Source organism: Desulfosporosinus sp. FKB (genome assembly GCF_002196705.1).
GTDB lineage: Bacteria > Bacillota > Desulfitobacteriia > Desulfitobacteriales > Desulfitobacteriaceae > Desulfosporosinus.
The window spans coordinates 297,313-312,440 of sequence record NZ_NADJ01000033.1; the positions used below are offsets into that span (position 1 = coordinate 297,313).

Here is a 15,128-nt window from a genome sequence, read left to right on the forward strand (position 1 = left end):
AATAATAAACAGGCCAGTCGAAAAAAACGACTGGCCTGTTTTGATTGCTATTGAAGGCGGTGGCTAAAAACAAAGTTTGAAAATGGCGATGATAAATTTTGGATCACCAAGATCATGAACTGCTTGCCGCAGAATACAGAGTCAGTGGAATGACTGCAAGGCCTGGTGCAGATTAGGGATTATTAAAATACATGCATTACATAATCATAATAGTTAAATTACTAAGCTAAAACCTTTAGAAAATTAAAAGTTTTTAAGGTAAAGAGGCTTTATTTATGAATGACTTTTGTCTCCTTGAAAGAAAAAATTACTAAATTTATATATACCCACAAAGGCAAAAATTTATAGTATAATATTTTAACTAAAGGTCATTACATTTTAAGTTGTTGAAATACTAGAGCTTATTATCTTTTTGAGTTGTTGGAATAACTATCATTTTTTATATTGGCTATTGTTTTTGTTCTGGTAAAAGATATTAAATGTAATTAAACACTAGAAATAGGAAGGGATTAATGAGAAAGTTAAGTATATCTATATTAGTTTTATTCATATTAGCATCAGCAGGTCTGGCACTTAGTTTTCGGCAAACAGTGCAGGCATCCCAAAAAAGTGAGACCGCTCCAACTGCTCCAACAGTTACTAAACTTCAGCCCTTGAAAGGCCTAAGTAAGCTGAAAAATGGTACAATTAACGCCGTGATTTTGGGAGACTCAATTTCTGTTAGTCAAGGTGCGTCCGATCCATCTACAACGGGGTGGAATTCAGATTTGAATAAATCCTTGTTTGACACCTATGGACACAAAATAGTCTGGGATAATAAAGGTTCGTCAGGAAAGCTTATTGATTATTCCTTAAATAAAGCTAAGGAAATTAGCAGCACCACAGATGCTGTATTTATTTGCTTAGGGAGAATCGACAGGAATTTTTCAACTCCAGAACAATTTAGTGAAAAATATACAGAGTTAATAACTATTATCAAAGGCCGAGCTCCTAACGCAGATATATTTTGCATTGTAGAACCACCTATGATTTCTCCGGATGAGTCCAAATTTACCGGAATTAGATCTACAATAATTGATGTCTCTGCTAAGACAGGGTCATACTTGTTAGATGCCTGGAGCGCATTTCCAAGGGATCATCATAGTTTAAGTGAACTGCTTGAAGACGTTCTTCATCCCAATGATAAGGGTAATAAGCTAATGTCAGACTTTATTTATAAACGATTAGTAACGGTGATAAACAACGAAGTAAATTCAGCAACTCATGTCCACTCCACAACAACTTAAACACGGAAATACTCCCAGCATCAACGTGGGAGTATTTCTTTTTGTTATGGTTATTCCTCAAGCCCGAACATAAATTACTATATATGGCATTTAATATAACAGTAGACAGAATCCCTCGTTGCTACGGACGACTAAGGGGGAAAGAAATGATAGTACGATGGGAACGTGAAGATTTGACGGAACTTATAAAAGAGTTATTGCCTGCCCATATTGAGCTTGAAACGTTAACAGGAAAACGTATTTATTTTTCGCCAAATTTAGAGAATTCACGTGGGTTTGTTGAGGCACTTTGTTCGATTTTAATGACCTTCTTCCTGAATAATAAATATTGTTCTTTAATTCTAATTCAAGAAGACGAAGATTCAAAAGTTGTGCTCAATTTTTTAGGTTTTCTAATAACCTCACAATCACTTGAACGGGAAATAGTTTTAGGTTATAAAATTCTTCCGGATGATTTCCTTTCACAATATTTAAAGATGTAAGTAGTTGGGGTATTTAATCGGCGTATATTTACTTCAACTCAACTACTTTAGCTGCGTTCCTAGTAGGATAAATTACAGTTCTAAAAGTTAGATTTATATAACTGCAGTGCAATTCATTGTGCAATATTATTCAATATTTGACAATATTTTCAAATATTATTATAATATTTCTAATCGAATTGCAATGATTTTTGCACTTACTTAGTAAACTATGAGCTAAAATAAGGGAGCAAGAAAACATGGCTGTAAACGAAACGATTTTAACGGCAGAAGGTTTAAAGCAACTTGAAGAAGAGTTAGAACTCTATAAGACTGTGAAACGGAAGGAAGTTGCAGGCCGCATAAAACAGGCCATTGATTTTGGGGATATTAGCGAAAATTCAGAGTATGATGATGCCAAGGATGAACAAGCCTTTATTGAAACAAGGATTATTGCCTTAGAGAAAATGCTTGGTAATGTAAAGGTTATTCACGATGTTAAAGAAACTGACGTTGTAACTCTGGGTGCTAAAGTTCTTTTGAGAGATGTCGAGTTTGATGATGAAGAAGAATATTACATAGTAGGTTCTGTCGAAGCAGATCCTGATACCAATAAAATTTCTAACGAATCTCCTGTTGGGAGAGCAGTTCTTGGCAAATCTAAGGGATCTATTGTAAATGTAGCTGCTCCCTCAGGCTTTGTGCAATATAAAATTTTGGAAATTTCCTAAGACTTAAAGGGTCATTAGAGGCTTACAAAATTGATTCGAAACATATTTTTAACTTGGGAGCTTAGTTTTAAGCTCTCATTGTTTTGATAATCGTCTTCTAAGGACTTAGGGGAAGGTGAAATAATTATTGGAAAACATTGGTTTGACAAGTGTCGAAATGTAGGATAAATTGAGCAATAATAATAAAATTATAAATATTATATCGAATTCAGTCGAACATATTGTGGATGTAAACGCTGAGATTCAAAATGTTTGAGAGATGGATACAAGGCCTCTAGCGGTTTTTTACTGGCAAACTTTAACAACACATCCTAAGAAAATGTAGAGAAGGTTTTTGTTGTTAAGATTATTTAGGGAGGAAATGAAAAATGGCACAAAAGGAAACAATAAGTAATCTGACTCTCTCTCAAAACGATCTGTCCCAAATAAAAATTTCCGATGTTATTGACCTTGATTTTCTACAACAGTTTCAGGATGACTTTGCAAAGGGATGCGGATTAGCTAGTGTAACAGTAGATTTAGAGGGAAATCCGGTTACCAATCCGAGCAGTTATACAAGATTTTGTAGTCATTATACCCATTCAACAGAACGGGGCGATAAAAGGTGTGCGGAATCCCATAGAAAAGGCGGCGAGGAAGCCGCTCGTTCCGGGAAACCTGTAGTCTACGAATGTCATGCAGGGCTTATAGATTTTGCGGCACCGATTATGCTTGAAGGGAATCAAATTGGAACCATTTTGGGCGGCCAAGTATTAACCACTGCTCCTGACGAAACTAAATACCGACGTATCGCGGGAGAGATTGGCGTTGATCCTGATGGGTACGTTGAATCTGTCCACGAAGTTACACAGTTATCACGTGAAAGGATTGAGGCGGCTGCCAACGTTCTCTTCATCGTAGCCAATACCTTGTCCAAAGCTGCGTATCAACAGCGAAAATTAAAAGCAACCGCTGCAACACTTAATGATAGTCTTCATCAGATATCTGCGACTATGGAACAATTAGCAGCTTCATCAACCGTTGTAAATGACAATCAATTAAATCTCAATTCAGAAATCAAGAATGTTAATGCTGTGACAGGGCAAATCAATAATGTCATGGATTTCATTAAGGAAATTGCCGATGAAACTCGACTGCTCGGTTTGAATGCTGCGATTGAGGCAGCAAGAGCGGGAGAAGCTGGCTTAGGGTTCGGCGTTGTAGCTCAAGAGATTAGAAAATTATCGGAGGATTCCAAACAAACTGTGGGTAAAATCAAAGAACTCACAACTTCAATCATTGATTCGGTTCATAAAACCGTTGACATGGGGAATGAAACTACTGCAACCGTAGAACAGCAAGCTGCAGCGATTCAAGAGGTTACTTCTAGTATTGAGGAAATTTCTGCGTTAACCGAACAGCTAAATGCGTTAGCTTCTGAAATGTAGAATTTATACTCTGAAAGGGGGAGGACCAAATGGCTATTAACCAGTTGGTGATTTTTGCACTTGATGGTGAAGAATATGGTGTAGATGTGACAACGGTAAATGGAATTTTACGATCGAGTAAGTTTAAAATACAAACTGTTCCCGGGCTACCTTCTGCAATCGAAGGAATCATCAATTTGCGGGGCCGAGTTAATTATATTTTTAATCTTCGCAAGAAATTCAATTTAACGCTTAACGAATATCCCGAGGATAGCAAGTTTGTTATGCTGAATCTTAACGGCACAATTGCCGGATGTATCGTAGATGAAGTAACGGACATTGTTAAATTCAATGAAGAAGACATTCAGCCAGCACCTGAGTTTGTTTCCCAAAATAATGGTTATCTAAAAGGAATCGTAAAAATTGACGACAGAATGGTTATCTTTCTTGATCCTGAAAAGTTGTTGGCAATTGAAGAATATAATTTATTAGAAGTTGCCGATTAGAGAGTTTTGACTGCAAGAATATTGTTTATAGTCCAAATGGGAGTAGAGTAAATCTACTCCTTAAAATTTGGCTAGAAATGAAAGCCAATGGGCTTAATTCTTACTTTTTAATTCCATTTCTTAATGAAGGAATATTTGCAGAATCCCGGACAGTCAGCCTCGCGGATCGGTATAAGACCTTCGTGGCACTTGGCTAATTAGTCTTTTGTGTTTAAAAAGATATAGGCTTGTTAGAAATTTAGTTAAAAAAGAGGTTTTTTTAACGGGAATCCCGAATATTTGAATTCCATAACATACACATTAATTGAAGGATTCCAAACTTCAATAAAAAAATCAGTGGAGTTTTTTATGAAAATAAGAGTTATAGATTTTGATTCGTGGAAAGAAGTTAATAGCATTCTGGAACAAACCCAAGCCAAAAAAGATATAATTAGTTTAGAACAGGTAAACGCTCTTAATAGTCTCAGTAAAAGAAAAAGTTTTTCAAAGCAATTAAGTGATTCAATATGCTTTATTAGCCTTAAAAATGATCATCTACATACCAGAATATTAATAGTCAACGATTGTTTTTTGCTCGATAAGAATAGCAATAGCAAGTTGGATAATAAGATCGAAAACTGGAAATCCAGTAAATTGGTTCATAGTTCTTACGATTTATTATGTCTCATTGGCTTTGAATCATTGGAAAAAATCCAAAACAAAATTGAAGGCGTAGAATCATCCGTTGATGAGTTAGAGGAAGAGATATTAGAACGACCTGAAAAATATCAAGAGGCGAGGATTTTTAAACTACATAGAAAAGTAATTAAATTGAAGAAACAAATCAATGAACATTTATCAGTATTTATCCGCATTAAACAGGAAACTCCATTATGGAACGATTTAGTGATGAGCATACAGTCTGAATTAGACAATGCTAGGCAGCTGGTAGAACTAATGGAGAATCTTAGAGAAGCATATCAAGCTTCAATGGATAATAAATCAAATGATATCATGAAGTTTCTAACCATTTTAGCTACGGTATTATTACCCATTAACATATTGACAAGCTTCTTTGGAATGAACTTTGATGGTATGCCATTGATTCACTATAAATATGGCATGGATGTCTTTTATGCATCAATAATTATTTTAGTGTCAATCGTTATTCTAGTATTTAAGCGAAAGAAATGGTTCTAGAACCAACCAATGCCAAAGGCCCTCAAGTAAAGGGTGCCTTTGGCGTTTTATTTAATTAAGTATGAAGATTAGTCTTTCTATGATAGTAGTTTTTGAGTTATGTATGGTGTTTTGTTAAATTACCACTAACTAAAAATAAGTTATAGCTGAAGGTTAAAATGCAAACTTAGCAACGAGAACTTGCCACTACGAACTTCGGAAAAACTGCACTTGATTTGTACAAAAAGAAGATGCTGGGAGTAGAAAAAAATCTACTCCTTAACTTATAGAAAGTACAATGAATTAATCATTTGTCCGGAGTAATTGAAGAATTACGCTTTTGGACAAAATTAATATTCATTTTTCCCCCAGATCTTGCCTAACCAAACAACGCCGGCGATACCAATCGTATGGATAATTAACGAACGAGGACTTAGTAAATTCCCTTTCCTTCTCATTAATCCCATGTCATCAATCCCTTTCTCCTTATAGATTTTAATTTAGTTTCTCATATTTCCTAAGGAATGATACTAGCCAAAATTTTCAAGTAAAAGGCTGCTGATACTTACGCGAGATCCAAATCTGATATCTCAAAGTTGCCAAAATAGAGAAAATCCTCTTAAACGTCCCACAAGTTATATCATAGCATTCATAGTAGTACGATCTGGGTATTGGTTTTTGGCAACCTGGACTTGTATGGGAGCCCAATGCACTCGATGGGCATGATGCTAACTATGAAAATCAGCCGGGATATGATGCAACGGGACGCTTTATACCATACTGGAATCGAGGAGACGGAAATATCAAGTTAGCACCACTTACGGATTATGAAAAACCGGGTGCCGGAGATTATTACTTAATTCTGAAAAAGACTCATAAAGAAACTATCCTCGATCCTATCTCATACAAAGTGAATGGCAAAGAGGTTCTTATGATTCGGGAGCAACTGAGCAAGCTAGGACCGTTGAAGAAATAAGTGAGGTTATTAAGCAACTGGCAGCACATACACAAAAGGTTGCTGAGAATGCGGAAATAGTCAGTTCAAGCGGCAATAAGGCCGCATAGCCGCAAAACAGGTGCTCAATGTCTGCTGCTCAAATTTCGACCTTGATTAGTAATATTCAACATGAAGTCAAACGTGCAGTAGGAATTATGGAAAAGGGCAAAGGAGAGGTTGCAGCGGGAGTAGAAACTGTAAATCTCGCGGGTAATTCGTTTAAAGCCATTGTGACTGAGGTCAAAACGGTAGTTGAACAGATTCATCAAGTTACTGAAGCAACAAAACAAATAGCCGAAGGGGGTTCCCAAGCAGTTAAATCCGTAGAAAATATTGGTATCATTGCTGAGGAAGCTGCAGCTAATACTCAAGAAGTTTCAGCTTCATCTGAGGAACAGTCAGCTACAATGATCTCAGTGAGTCAATCTGCAGAAGCTTTGGCAAAAATAGGGGAAACCCTCACTCAATTAGTGGGTAAATTCAAATTGTAAGAAGGTCCAATGACCATAGCCACTCAAAAAAACCTTCTGGCTTTTGGTATTCTGGTAAAAACAGTATATATTGGAAGCTAGGAGGTTTTAGCGTGGCGCTCAGGTTGCTATCCAGCAGTCGGTACCTAATTTAACGTGGATAGATAAAAGTTATAGTTAGTATTTCCACTAGTCACTACAAGGCTATCTCCTGTTTCAATAGCAGCATCAGTCCTTAAAGTATAAGTATTATTGTTTTTGTCCTTAACCGCAAGACTATATGAATCAGCATTAGTTAAGCTGTTTATTAAACTTGATACAGTAGTTCCTACTGGTATTCTCATTATGGAGTTTTTACCGATAATACCAAGTGTGCTGGGAATCCTAATTGGTTTATAATCTAAATCTTGATAAACAAGAAACTGTGCCCCACCTAAATTATAAATATTATCCGGCATTACAATCGTGCCGGTTATTTGAACATTTTTCGATATACTTAAATTTATTGGTATGTCCCATTGAACAGGTAAGTTTACAATTCCACTCGTAGTATCAATGCGTACAATGGGTAAGTTTATATTACCCTCCATTCCGGTAATAGGTACCAGTATTGGTTGAGGGGGAATTATAGATAATAACAAACTTGAATTTGACGGTGTTCCAGATATGATACTAAGATAATAAGTATGCGTGTATAGCCCATCAGAGATTTGTAATGAATCTCCATCGTCTACGATACCGTCATTTAATGTTTCGTTATATCTGTCTACGACGATTGCAGACATTTTGTCTGTATCTGTGAGAGTTGTACCGTTGTATGTTAAGTTACTTATTAATTCCGGTATAGTTGTAGCTGGAGGTATATTGATTATCTTGTTATCCATGACCGTACCTAGATTGCTTTGAAGTCCCGATCCCTTATAGACTACTTTCTGAGTTACGTCTAACTTTATATTAGCAGTATTTGAAATACTTGGAGGCAATACGGCTTTACCGCTTAGTTGAGTGGTTGAATTTATACTTACGCCGGAATAATCGGACCACTCTACTTGTACTATCATAGTCCCTTCCGTAGTTGTAACTAAGATATTCGACCTTAAGTTTAAATTGCTTACCATAGTAGGTTCATGTATTGTTATGTCATGAAGTGATCCGATAGATAATAAGTTCGAAGTTGCATTTACTGCCAGCTGATCAGCCATTATCCTATTACTTTCAAAATATAAGTTAGTATTATTTGTGCTTGTTATGCCTGTTAACGAATCTGCATAAACTGTTGAACCAAGAGTTAAAGATAATGTAAGCGCAAGAACTGTCGACATGCAAAATTTCATTTTCTTCATTTAAAATACCCTCCTTTGAAAAAGATGATTCTATTAAGAAAAACTTTAATTAATGGATTGAATTAAAGTTCTGGTAAACTATCATATAAATAATCTTTTGTTCAATTTATATTATCATACATAATTATAATAATAGTAATACAGTACATCTTCCCGTTTTTTACAACCCTACGTAATTCTTAAAGATTACTTTTCCTGATTTATATTTTTAATAGTTACTTCGCCATATCCTAACATTTTGACTTAATCACTTCTAATTATATCGCTTAAATACAATTTATTCCAGCAATTCAATTGAATGTTTTCATATAATCGTTTCACTGCATTATTCAATTATCAAAGAGCATTGTTCGTATTTTCAACTTCAATAGTTACGTCGCTCTTGACTCATTATGTGCAAAGAACGCCATAACCAAAGGGCGTTCTTTGTAGTGCAGGGCTGTTCTTTAGTTGGAAGTTTAGCAAAGGGTATTTTGAATAGATAAGGACGTTCAATTGATGGCGGTGGGATCATTTTCATGCATTCGGTTATCATAATATTGTAGCTTCCAATTGACCACATTCAAAAGATCTTGATATTCCTTAATGCGATCTTCGATTATTTCTTTTTGAGAAAGAATCATTTGATGTCGTTCCGGAACTGTATTATCGCCAAGAATACACAGCCTAACGTATTTTTTTATGTATTCTAAAGACATACCCGTTATACGCATACAACAAATAATTTGAATTAATCCAAGGTCCTTATCACTGTAAACCCTTCGACCACTCTCGTCTCGCTGAATAGTCGGCAATACTCCCTCTTTCTCATAAAAACGCAACGTATGAGCAGATAATTTGAATTTCTCGGATACTTCTTTAATTGAATATTTCATCGTCTTTACTCCTTAAAACTACTAATATAATTAAATGTATAACTTAGAGTTCCTCTCATCAAGATCATTTAAACTTTTTCTCTTGACTTAGAGCCGACTTTAAGAGATAAGCTGACATTATCAATTTTTAGTAGGGAGTGGCAAAATGAATTTTACAAAACAGTCACCTATTCAGTCAGGATACGGCTCGCTGACAACGGCAAGAGAGATAGTGGCAAACTGCGACCTTTCAGGAAAAACAGCGATTGTAACAGGTGGTTACTCCGGTATCGGATTAGAGACTACGCGTGCCTTGGCAAATGTCGGTGCCACGGTAATTGTTCCTGCAAGAACGCCAGAGAAGGCTCGAGCTTCACTTGAAAAGATACCGAATGTGGAACTAGAAGAACTTGATCTCATGAACTCGAACTCTATCGACAATTTCGCACAACGCTTTCTTGCCACAGGCAGACCTTTGCACATCCTTGTCAACAGCGCAGGTGTGATGGCGCCTCCGCTTAGACGTGATGCGCGTGGTTATGAGTCACAGTTCTCAACGAATCATTTAGGCCATTTTCAGTTGACGTCAAAACTTTGCCCAGCCCTGAAGATAGCCTGTGGTGCAAGAGTTGTTGCGGTCTCCTCACGCGGCCATCGTCTCGGCGGGGTTGATTTCGAGGATCCGAATTTTAAGCATCATGAATACGAGAAGTGGAGAGCTTACGCACAATCTAAAACTGCTAACATCCTGTTTGCCCTGGAATTAGACAAGAGAGGCAGAAACTTTGATATTCGAGCCTTCTCTGTTCACCCTGGGTTAGTGCCGTATACCGGCCTAGGGCGAGATTTGACCGAAGCAGAGTTGGGACCCAAACCGATTAAAGATGAGCAGGGACAAGTTGTTAGCAATGAAAACAACGCCCAATTCAAGACAGTGGAACAAGGCGCAGCGACCAGCGTTTGGTGTGCAACCAGCAATCAACTTGATGGAATGGGTGGTGTCTATTGTGAGGATTGTGACATATCAACCGCAGAATCAGCCGATAGCCTCAGTGCCACAGGCGTTCGCCCATGGGCAATTGATCCTGAATCAGCCAGGCGACTGTGGGATCTAAGCGAAAGGCTCACAGGTGTCGAATATATAATTTGATTGAGTAATTGTACAAAACGAACGAATGGGGAAACCCCTTCATCCACAAAATATTTCAATCCAACAACAAAATAGTTCAAAGGAGAAAAAATGGGGAGCATCACTCACCACTAAAAGAAGTGGTTTTGCGACACCCCCTGGTCTTTAAATTTTAGCTATTTAAACCAGTTATTTTTAGTTTTGAGCTATTGCTATATTTAATATAAAAATAATATCAAGTCAATAGTTTAGTGCATTATTAACTCTTCTCGGTTTACGGTCTGAGGTATCCTTTCTAACCATCCACTTTCTATCATTAGTTCTGCACCTCTTTTAGCGATTTGAAGAAGGTCAGTTGTTATTCCTGCCATAGCTAATACAACATCTTTTCTTGATATATCTGGCATTACAAGCCCAACTGCTGTAATCTGAAATGCTGTAGTGGCGGTAAAATGGCTTAGGATTAGCTTATCGCTATAAGGTGATTGTCTTGAATCAGTCACTAAAACTTCAGAAATAACTGGTACTGGAATTTCTTCTTTTTCAAGAATTTCAGTTAGTTTTCTCATATGACTTTCTAGTTTTTCCTTGCACCAAAGCAGATAATTTAGAACTTCTCTCGATTTTACAACCTGTGCATAAGCAGTTTTTAGTGTTCTTATAAGTTGGTCTGTTTCTATAATGGTATAAATCTGACCTATTTCTAAAGCATTTAACGGACGTTGGTCAGTAAATACACTTCCGAGGAAGTTTCCAAAATATTTTTTGGTGTGAACAGTATCCACACGGTCAGGTATTACAATACTTGGTGCTTTGGGAAGTACCCCTTTTCCTAAGAGGATGTCTGTAAATTTCTGAAAAATACCTTTTGAGTCTTCAAGAGCCTGGGAATAAAAGTTCCTTAAATCCAAACGATAGGCAGTGGTTAATGCTTTCGCGTAATTAATTAAATCATATTTATGCATAAGCCTAGTATAAAGCATTCGGAAAGTATCAGAGAATAAAGGTTGAACATTTGCATCCACATCTTTTTCAGTAAAGCCTTGAGGAATAGGAAGGTTAATTGAGTTAAAAATATTATCCATGGTTTGAACTCTTTGAGTTGATACATCAAGTGCTCGTTGTAATAATGGTTTAATTTCAGGTGGTTAAAAATGAGGCTTGAAAGCCTCTAAAGAAACAGTTAAACCCGCATGAAATGCGGGTTTTCAGACAAATTATGAAACGATCATCAACACGGTAATTCAAGTCGCTCAAGCTGGCGTCAAAGCTGCTGAACAAAAATGTAACTCCAGCCAGATCACCAAGGACCATCGAGACCAAAATGCTTATGATGCTGCCATGAATATGCTCAAGATTGCCGGGTACGAGCCGACGCCGGAAATACAGAAAGCCGCTAAGGATATGATCGAAACCGGTGTGTTTGATATGAATAAAGATGGAGTTACTAAAGATACTTTAGTAACCTCTCCGGATCAAGCCGTCCAGGAGGCAACCTCTAGCGCTGTAAAGCAAGTTGTAACGCCAATTGCTCAACAGGCGGCATCTACGGCGGTAAACCAAGCAATAAGTCAAGCCGCTACTGCTGTCCAGGGAGTACTGGCACCTCAATCTACTCAGGCAACCCAAGTTACTCCTGATACTCAACTAGCCCAGCTGGACCCGCAAGCCCAAACCTCCCAAAACGCATAATAAAAGCGTGGTGCCAGCCGTAGTAGCGAGCTAAGAGCAAAGCCCTCTCTCACCATCAATGGTGGGAGAGGTTTTTTTGTTTATGGACATATTTCGCGCGAATTCGTCAATAGCAATGTGTAATAATCGATTTGGTAAGGACAAACCACATTTTAATTTTGTCTATAACTGGAAGTTAGAACAAACTTACGCTAAGTTATAGTTTGTAGGATTAGTAGAAGTTCAATAAAGATACATTTCAAAACCAAATATTAGAGTATATTAAAAAATGTTCTATTATCTTGGTAATAATGGTAAAATCATCAAAGGAGACAATAGATTGATAAAGAGGAATGGGGTCACGTAGTTTGAATGACTATAAATCCGACCTAATAAAAATTATAGTAGGCATCGTAGTCTCAATAATTATTTTCCCTATAATTTGGTTTTACTCCGTCTATAAATTAAACGCTATACTTATGTTTTTTATCGTCACGATAAATATACAAATTTTTATTTTTATCCTCTCACGAATACAATCAAAATTTAAAAACACCTACAAGCTGACATTTAGCATTATATTAATTCTAATAATTTGGTTATTCTTAAGACCTAAAACACCACAAGAGCAAGTAATAGCTAAATACATTAAAGAAAACGGCAACTCATGTATATTAACAATGATGGTAAGAGATTCACATACATATGACCCAGAGTACGGTGAGTTATTTCTTGTTAATGGAGTTATAGGCGACTTTGCAGATATTCACTTTTTTTATTTAATAAAAGATAGTGACGAATGGAAAGTTAAAAGTGCTGGAACAGGACCTTAATACAACAATATAAAATATGGGAAAGATTTATGGTGTGGCCTGAAATACGGATCTTTACCATATTCTACAAGACTCAAAAAGTAAGGCATCTTATGTTCGCTAAAGACCAATAAACGAATACGTATCTGAACACCTTAAAGCTGCTAGTTATTCTTATTTTACGACGTATTATGTGAATATAAAAGCTTACCGGACCCTGAGTTGCCAAAAGGCCACGGCGCTGGCTGCAGCAACGTTCAGAGAGTCCACGTTATGGGACATGGGGATGCACGCGGTGTAATCGCAGTCAGCAATCGTGCAGGGCGCCAGTCCATTACCTTCTGAACCCAATACGATAGCAAGCTTTTCCTCTGCCATGAGCTGCGGATCGTCTATGCTGACAGCGTTATCATTTAAAGCCATGGCAACGGTCTTAAAGCCCAGCTTGCGCAGACTCTTCATGCCCTGCTGCGGCCACTGCGAGGGTTCGCTGCCAATACGGGCCCATGGCACTTGGAAGATGGTACCCATGCTCACCCTCACCGCACGCCGGCACAGTGGGTCACAGCATGAGGGGGTAAGCAACACGGTATCGATGCCTAGCGCCGCAGCCGAGCGAAAAATGGCACCGACGTTGGTAGAGTCCGCAATACCTTCAAGCACAGCCACTCGACTTGCACCGGCACACGCCTCCTTAACGCTGGGTAGATGAGGACGCCGCATGGCACACAGCACACCGCGGGTCAGCTGAAAACCTGTCAGCCCTGCTAGCAGGTTGCTATCGGCAGTATAGACGGGGACATCTCCGCAGCGGGTGATTATACCGTGCGCCTGCCCTGCAATGTATTTGCGCTCCATCAAAAGTGAAATAGGCTCGCATCCAGTCCAATTACCTTGGTACTCTCCGCAATAAAGATGCCCATCTCCGGCTCCAACCGGTTGCGCAGCTGGTTTCCGTCAGGCGAGCAAAGACATCCAAATTGGACGATGAAAAATCGCTTATCTCAATGATATTTGACATCTTATCTCCTTTTATGTTCGAGGTTAGTGAACATATCAACCTTGATTTTCTTGCAACATAAAATCCCTTTTTACCATAAGTAAGAATTACACCACCATCAATATACTATAATATTAACTACACTATATTGCATAGCTGAAACGGTTTGAGATTAAGTATGAATTGAATAGTTGTAAGTGGATGCTTTGGAAGATATAGAGGCTCCCGCGATGGGAGCCTTTTTAATTTTATATAACTTTTGTTCATGCCTAACATGACTATTATATATTTGTCATTAGCTATAGATGGATATTATTATATAGAAGTAATTATAAAGGTCATAATGATAAAGCTTAGGAGTGTTCTTATTGACTCTTGATGAACAAATCGAAAACACTAGAGCCCATATGATAAAAATTGCTGCCGATAAAGGCCTAAGAGATCCGAGGGTAATTCAAGTTAGCATGAAACTTGATGAATTGATTAACGAATTCTTATATCGTTCATGGAAAAAGAGCCAGGTGATTAATATTATTGTGTCCCATTAGAAAAGAGAGCTTAATCGCTCTCTTTTTATGTTAGCATAGTTAATACCTGGTAATATTATTTGCTGGAAGGATCCAGGCAACATGGGTCCATATCCTTAGTTAACCGGAATCTCTACAGTTGCAGTACCATTACTAAATAGGTCATTTTTTATTTCTAATTCAAAAGATTTGGATGCTTTTGGTACCTCATATCCTAACTCACCGGTCATTTTTTTGCCGGGTGGGATTGACCCATCCAATTTACCGTTTGCTTCGCTTAAAGCTTCAATGCTTATGTCTTGGCTCCTGCCGTCTTTATCTGTTAGTTTAAATGATAACATACTACTAATAGAAGCGTCTTGACTTCCGTTGTTCACAATGGTCATATCAATAAGCAAAAATACGTTTCCATCCTTAGGTTTCATATATTGATTTTTACCGCCTGAAGTTCTTATGCCATTTACCTTGTATTGTAAATCGCCTAACTTAAACGTGTCTCCTACCTTGAATGTTTCATTTTTTGGAGCCGATGATTGGTCTGTGGTCGGAGTGCTGGATGTAACTTTTGTTGGAACATTAGTTGTTCCGCACCCGGTTAATGTAAATATGATTCCTACTATTAAAAGATAAACAAGCTTTTTCATCCTCTTCTCTCCCTATATAAATTTGATTTTTCTTGGTTTTCCTCTTGTTTTCATAGAATTGCTAATTCACCAAAAGAACTTATCAAGGATAGAACTTGCATTGAATGCTTAATTCAGAGAAATTGAGTATGGC

Annotated in this window: 15 protein-coding genes and 1 pseudogene; 11 read left to right on the top strand and 5 right to left on the bottom strand. The window is 37.5% G+C overall.

Features of this window, described 5'->3' with window-relative positions; all coding sequences use genetic code 11:
* The first annotated feature begins 512 nt into the window (after positions 1-512).
* The 7 genes from B5Y67_RS12480 to B5Y67_RS25915 all read left to right on the top strand — a co-directional run bounded on the left by B5Y67_RS12480 (position 513) and on the right by B5Y67_RS25915 (position 7,036).
* Positions 513-1,286 carry an SGNH/GDSL hydrolase family protein gene (locus B5Y67_RS12480; RefSeq protein WP_088226750.1) on the top strand — a complete coding sequence of 258 codons (774 nt, stop codon included), beginning with the start codon at positions 513-515 and terminating at the stop codon, positions 1,284-1,286.
* A 146-nt stretch (positions 1,287-1,432) separates the two neighbouring features.
* Positions 1,433-1,768 carry a hypothetical protein gene (locus B5Y67_RS12485; protein ID WP_088226751.1) on the top strand — a complete coding sequence of 112 codons (336 nt, stop codon included), beginning with the start codon at positions 1,433-1,435 and terminating at the stop codon, positions 1,766-1,768.
* Between the two features lie 239 nt (positions 1,769-2,007).
* Complete coding sequence (greA, locus tag B5Y67_RS12490; RefSeq protein ID WP_088226752.1) at positions 2,008-2,478, top strand: transcription elongation factor GreA; 471 nt, start codon at positions 2,008-2,010, stop codon at positions 2,476-2,478.
* Between the two features lie 368 nt (positions 2,479-2,846).
* Positions 2,847-3,905, top strand: a complete 1,059-nt coding sequence (locus tag B5Y67_RS12495; RefSeq protein ID WP_088226753.1) for a PocR ligand-binding domain-containing protein — start codon at positions 2,847-2,849, stop codon at positions 3,903-3,905.
* 29 nt (positions 3,906-3,934) lie between these two features.
* Positions 3,935-4,390, top strand: a complete 456-nt coding sequence (locus B5Y67_RS12500) for a chemotaxis protein CheW (protein WP_088226754.1) — start codon at positions 3,935-3,937, stop codon at positions 4,388-4,390.
* Between the two features lie 348 nt (positions 4,391-4,738).
* Positions 4,739-5,569: a magnesium transporter CorA family protein gene (locus B5Y67_RS12505; RefSeq protein WP_088226755.1), complete on the top strand. Its 831-nt coding sequence runs from the start codon at positions 4,739-4,741 to the stop codon at positions 5,567-5,569.
* 1,062 nt (positions 5,570-6,631) lie between these two features.
* Complete coding sequence (locus B5Y67_RS25915; RefSeq protein WP_242975950.1) at positions 6,632-7,036, top strand: methyl-accepting chemotaxis protein; 405 nt, start codon at positions 6,632-6,634, stop codon at positions 7,034-7,036.
* A gap of 125 nt (positions 7,037-7,161) precedes the next feature.
* On the opposite strand, the gene B5Y67_RS12515 is transcribed toward B5Y67_RS25915, so the two are convergent.
* Together B5Y67_RS12515 and B5Y67_RS12520 are read right to left on the bottom strand one after the other, a co-directional pair.
* Positions 7,162-8,358, bottom strand: a complete 1,197-nt coding sequence (locus tag B5Y67_RS12515; protein WP_088226756.1) for a hypothetical protein — start codon at positions 8,356-8,358, stop codon at positions 7,162-7,164.
* Positions 8,359-8,849: 491 nt separating this feature from the next.
* A complete protein-coding gene (locus B5Y67_RS12520) occupies positions 8,850-9,233 on the bottom strand; it encodes a MerR family transcriptional regulator (protein WP_088226757.1) in 384 nt (127 codons plus the stop codon).
* A 145-nt stretch (positions 9,234-9,378) separates the two neighbouring features.
* On the opposite strand from B5Y67_RS12520, the gene B5Y67_RS12525 reads away from it, so the two are divergent.
* Positions 9,379-10,362: an oxidoreductase gene (locus tag B5Y67_RS12525; RefSeq protein ID WP_088226758.1), complete on the top strand. Its 984-nt coding sequence runs from the start codon at positions 9,379-9,381 to the stop codon at positions 10,360-10,362.
* 227 nt (positions 10,363-10,589) lie between these two features.
* Here the strand turns inward: B5Y67_RS12525 and B5Y67_RS12530 are convergent, their stop codons facing one another.
* Positions 10,590-11,480 carry a DUF3231 family protein gene (locus B5Y67_RS12530; protein WP_282432774.1) on the bottom strand — a complete coding sequence of 297 codons (891 nt, stop codon included), beginning with the start codon at positions 11,478-11,480 and terminating at the stop codon, positions 10,590-10,592.
* 202 nt (positions 11,481-11,682) lie between these two features.
* Here B5Y67_RS12530 and B5Y67_RS12535 point away from each other — a divergent pair, with 202 nt between their 5' ends.
* Together B5Y67_RS12535 and B5Y67_RS12540 are read left to right on the top strand one after the other, a co-directional pair.
* Positions 11,683-12,033, top strand: coding sequence for a hypothetical protein (locus B5Y67_RS12535; protein WP_088226759.1), 351 nt, complete (start codon positions 11,683-11,685; stop codon positions 12,031-12,033).
* A gap of 347 nt (positions 12,034-12,380) precedes the next feature.
* Positions 12,381-12,845, top strand: a complete 465-nt coding sequence (locus B5Y67_RS12540) for a hypothetical protein (protein WP_088226760.1) — start codon at positions 12,381-12,383, stop codon at positions 12,843-12,845.
* A gap of 186 nt (positions 12,846-13,031) precedes the next feature.
* Here the strand turns inward: B5Y67_RS12540 and B5Y67_RS12545 are convergent.
* A pseudogene (locus B5Y67_RS12545) lies at positions 13,032-13,845 on the bottom strand (RNA methyltransferase).
* A 338-nt stretch (positions 13,846-14,183) separates the two neighbouring features.
* Here B5Y67_RS12545 and B5Y67_RS12550 point away from each other — a divergent pair.
* Positions 14,184-14,372, top strand: a complete 189-nt coding sequence (locus B5Y67_RS12550; protein WP_242975952.1) for an aspartyl-phosphate phosphatase Spo0E family protein — start codon at positions 14,184-14,186, stop codon at positions 14,370-14,372.
* Between the two features lie 95 nt (positions 14,373-14,467).
* Here the strand turns inward: B5Y67_RS12550 and B5Y67_RS12555 are convergent, their stop codons facing one another.
* The gene (locus B5Y67_RS12555) at positions 14,468-14,995 is read right to left on the bottom strand and encodes a DUF4352 domain-containing protein (protein ID WP_088226762.1); all 528 of its coding nucleotides are present in this window, start codon (positions 14,993-14,995) and stop codon (positions 14,468-14,470) included.
* Positions 14,996-15,128: the final 133 nt, after the last annotated feature.

Excerpts from the sequence above, each read along its gene's own strand:
- B5Y67_RS12535 (WP_088226759.1), top strand. The coding sequence starts at position 11,683 with ATGAATATGCTCAAGATTGCCGGGTACGAGCCGACGCCGGAAATACAG.
- B5Y67_RS12480 (WP_088226750.1), top strand. The coding sequence starts at position 513 with ATGAGAAAGTTAAGTATATCTATATTAGTTTTATTCATATTAGCATCA.
- B5Y67_RS12485 (WP_088226751.1), top strand. The coding sequence starts at position 1,433 with ATGATAGTACGATGGGAACGTGAAGATTTGACGGAACTTATAAAAGAG.
- B5Y67_RS25915 (WP_242975950.1), top strand. The coding sequence starts at position 6,632 with ATGTCTGCTGCTCAAATTTCGACCTTGATTAGTAATATTCAACATGAA.
- B5Y67_RS12525 (WP_088226758.1), top strand. The coding sequence starts at position 9,379 with ATGAATTTTACAAAACAGTCACCTATTCAGTCAGGATACGGCTCGCTG.
- B5Y67_RS12515 (WP_088226756.1), bottom strand. The coding sequence starts at position 8,358 with ATGAAGAAAATGAAATTTTGCATGTCGACAGTTCTTGCGCTTACATTA.
- B5Y67_RS12520 (WP_088226757.1), bottom strand. The coding sequence starts at position 9,233 with ATGAAATATTCAATTAAAGAAGTATCCGAGAAATTCAAATTATCTGCT.
- B5Y67_RS12495 (WP_088226753.1), top strand. The coding sequence starts at position 2,847 with ATGGCACAAAAGGAAACAATAAGTAATCTGACTCTCTCTCAAAACGAT.
- B5Y67_RS12505 (WP_088226755.1), top strand. The coding sequence starts at position 4,739 with ATGAAAATAAGAGTTATAGATTTTGATTCGTGGAAAGAAGTTAATAGC.
- B5Y67_RS12555 (WP_088226762.1), bottom strand. The coding sequence starts at position 14,995 with ATGAAAAAGCTTGTTTATCTTTTAATAGTAGGAATCATATTTACATTA.
- greA (WP_088226752.1), top strand. The coding sequence starts at position 2,008 with ATGGCTGTAAACGAAACGATTTTAACGGCAGAAGGTTTAAAGCAACTT.
- B5Y67_RS12500 (WP_088226754.1), top strand. The coding sequence starts at position 3,935 with ATGGCTATTAACCAGTTGGTGATTTTTGCACTTGATGGTGAAGAATAT.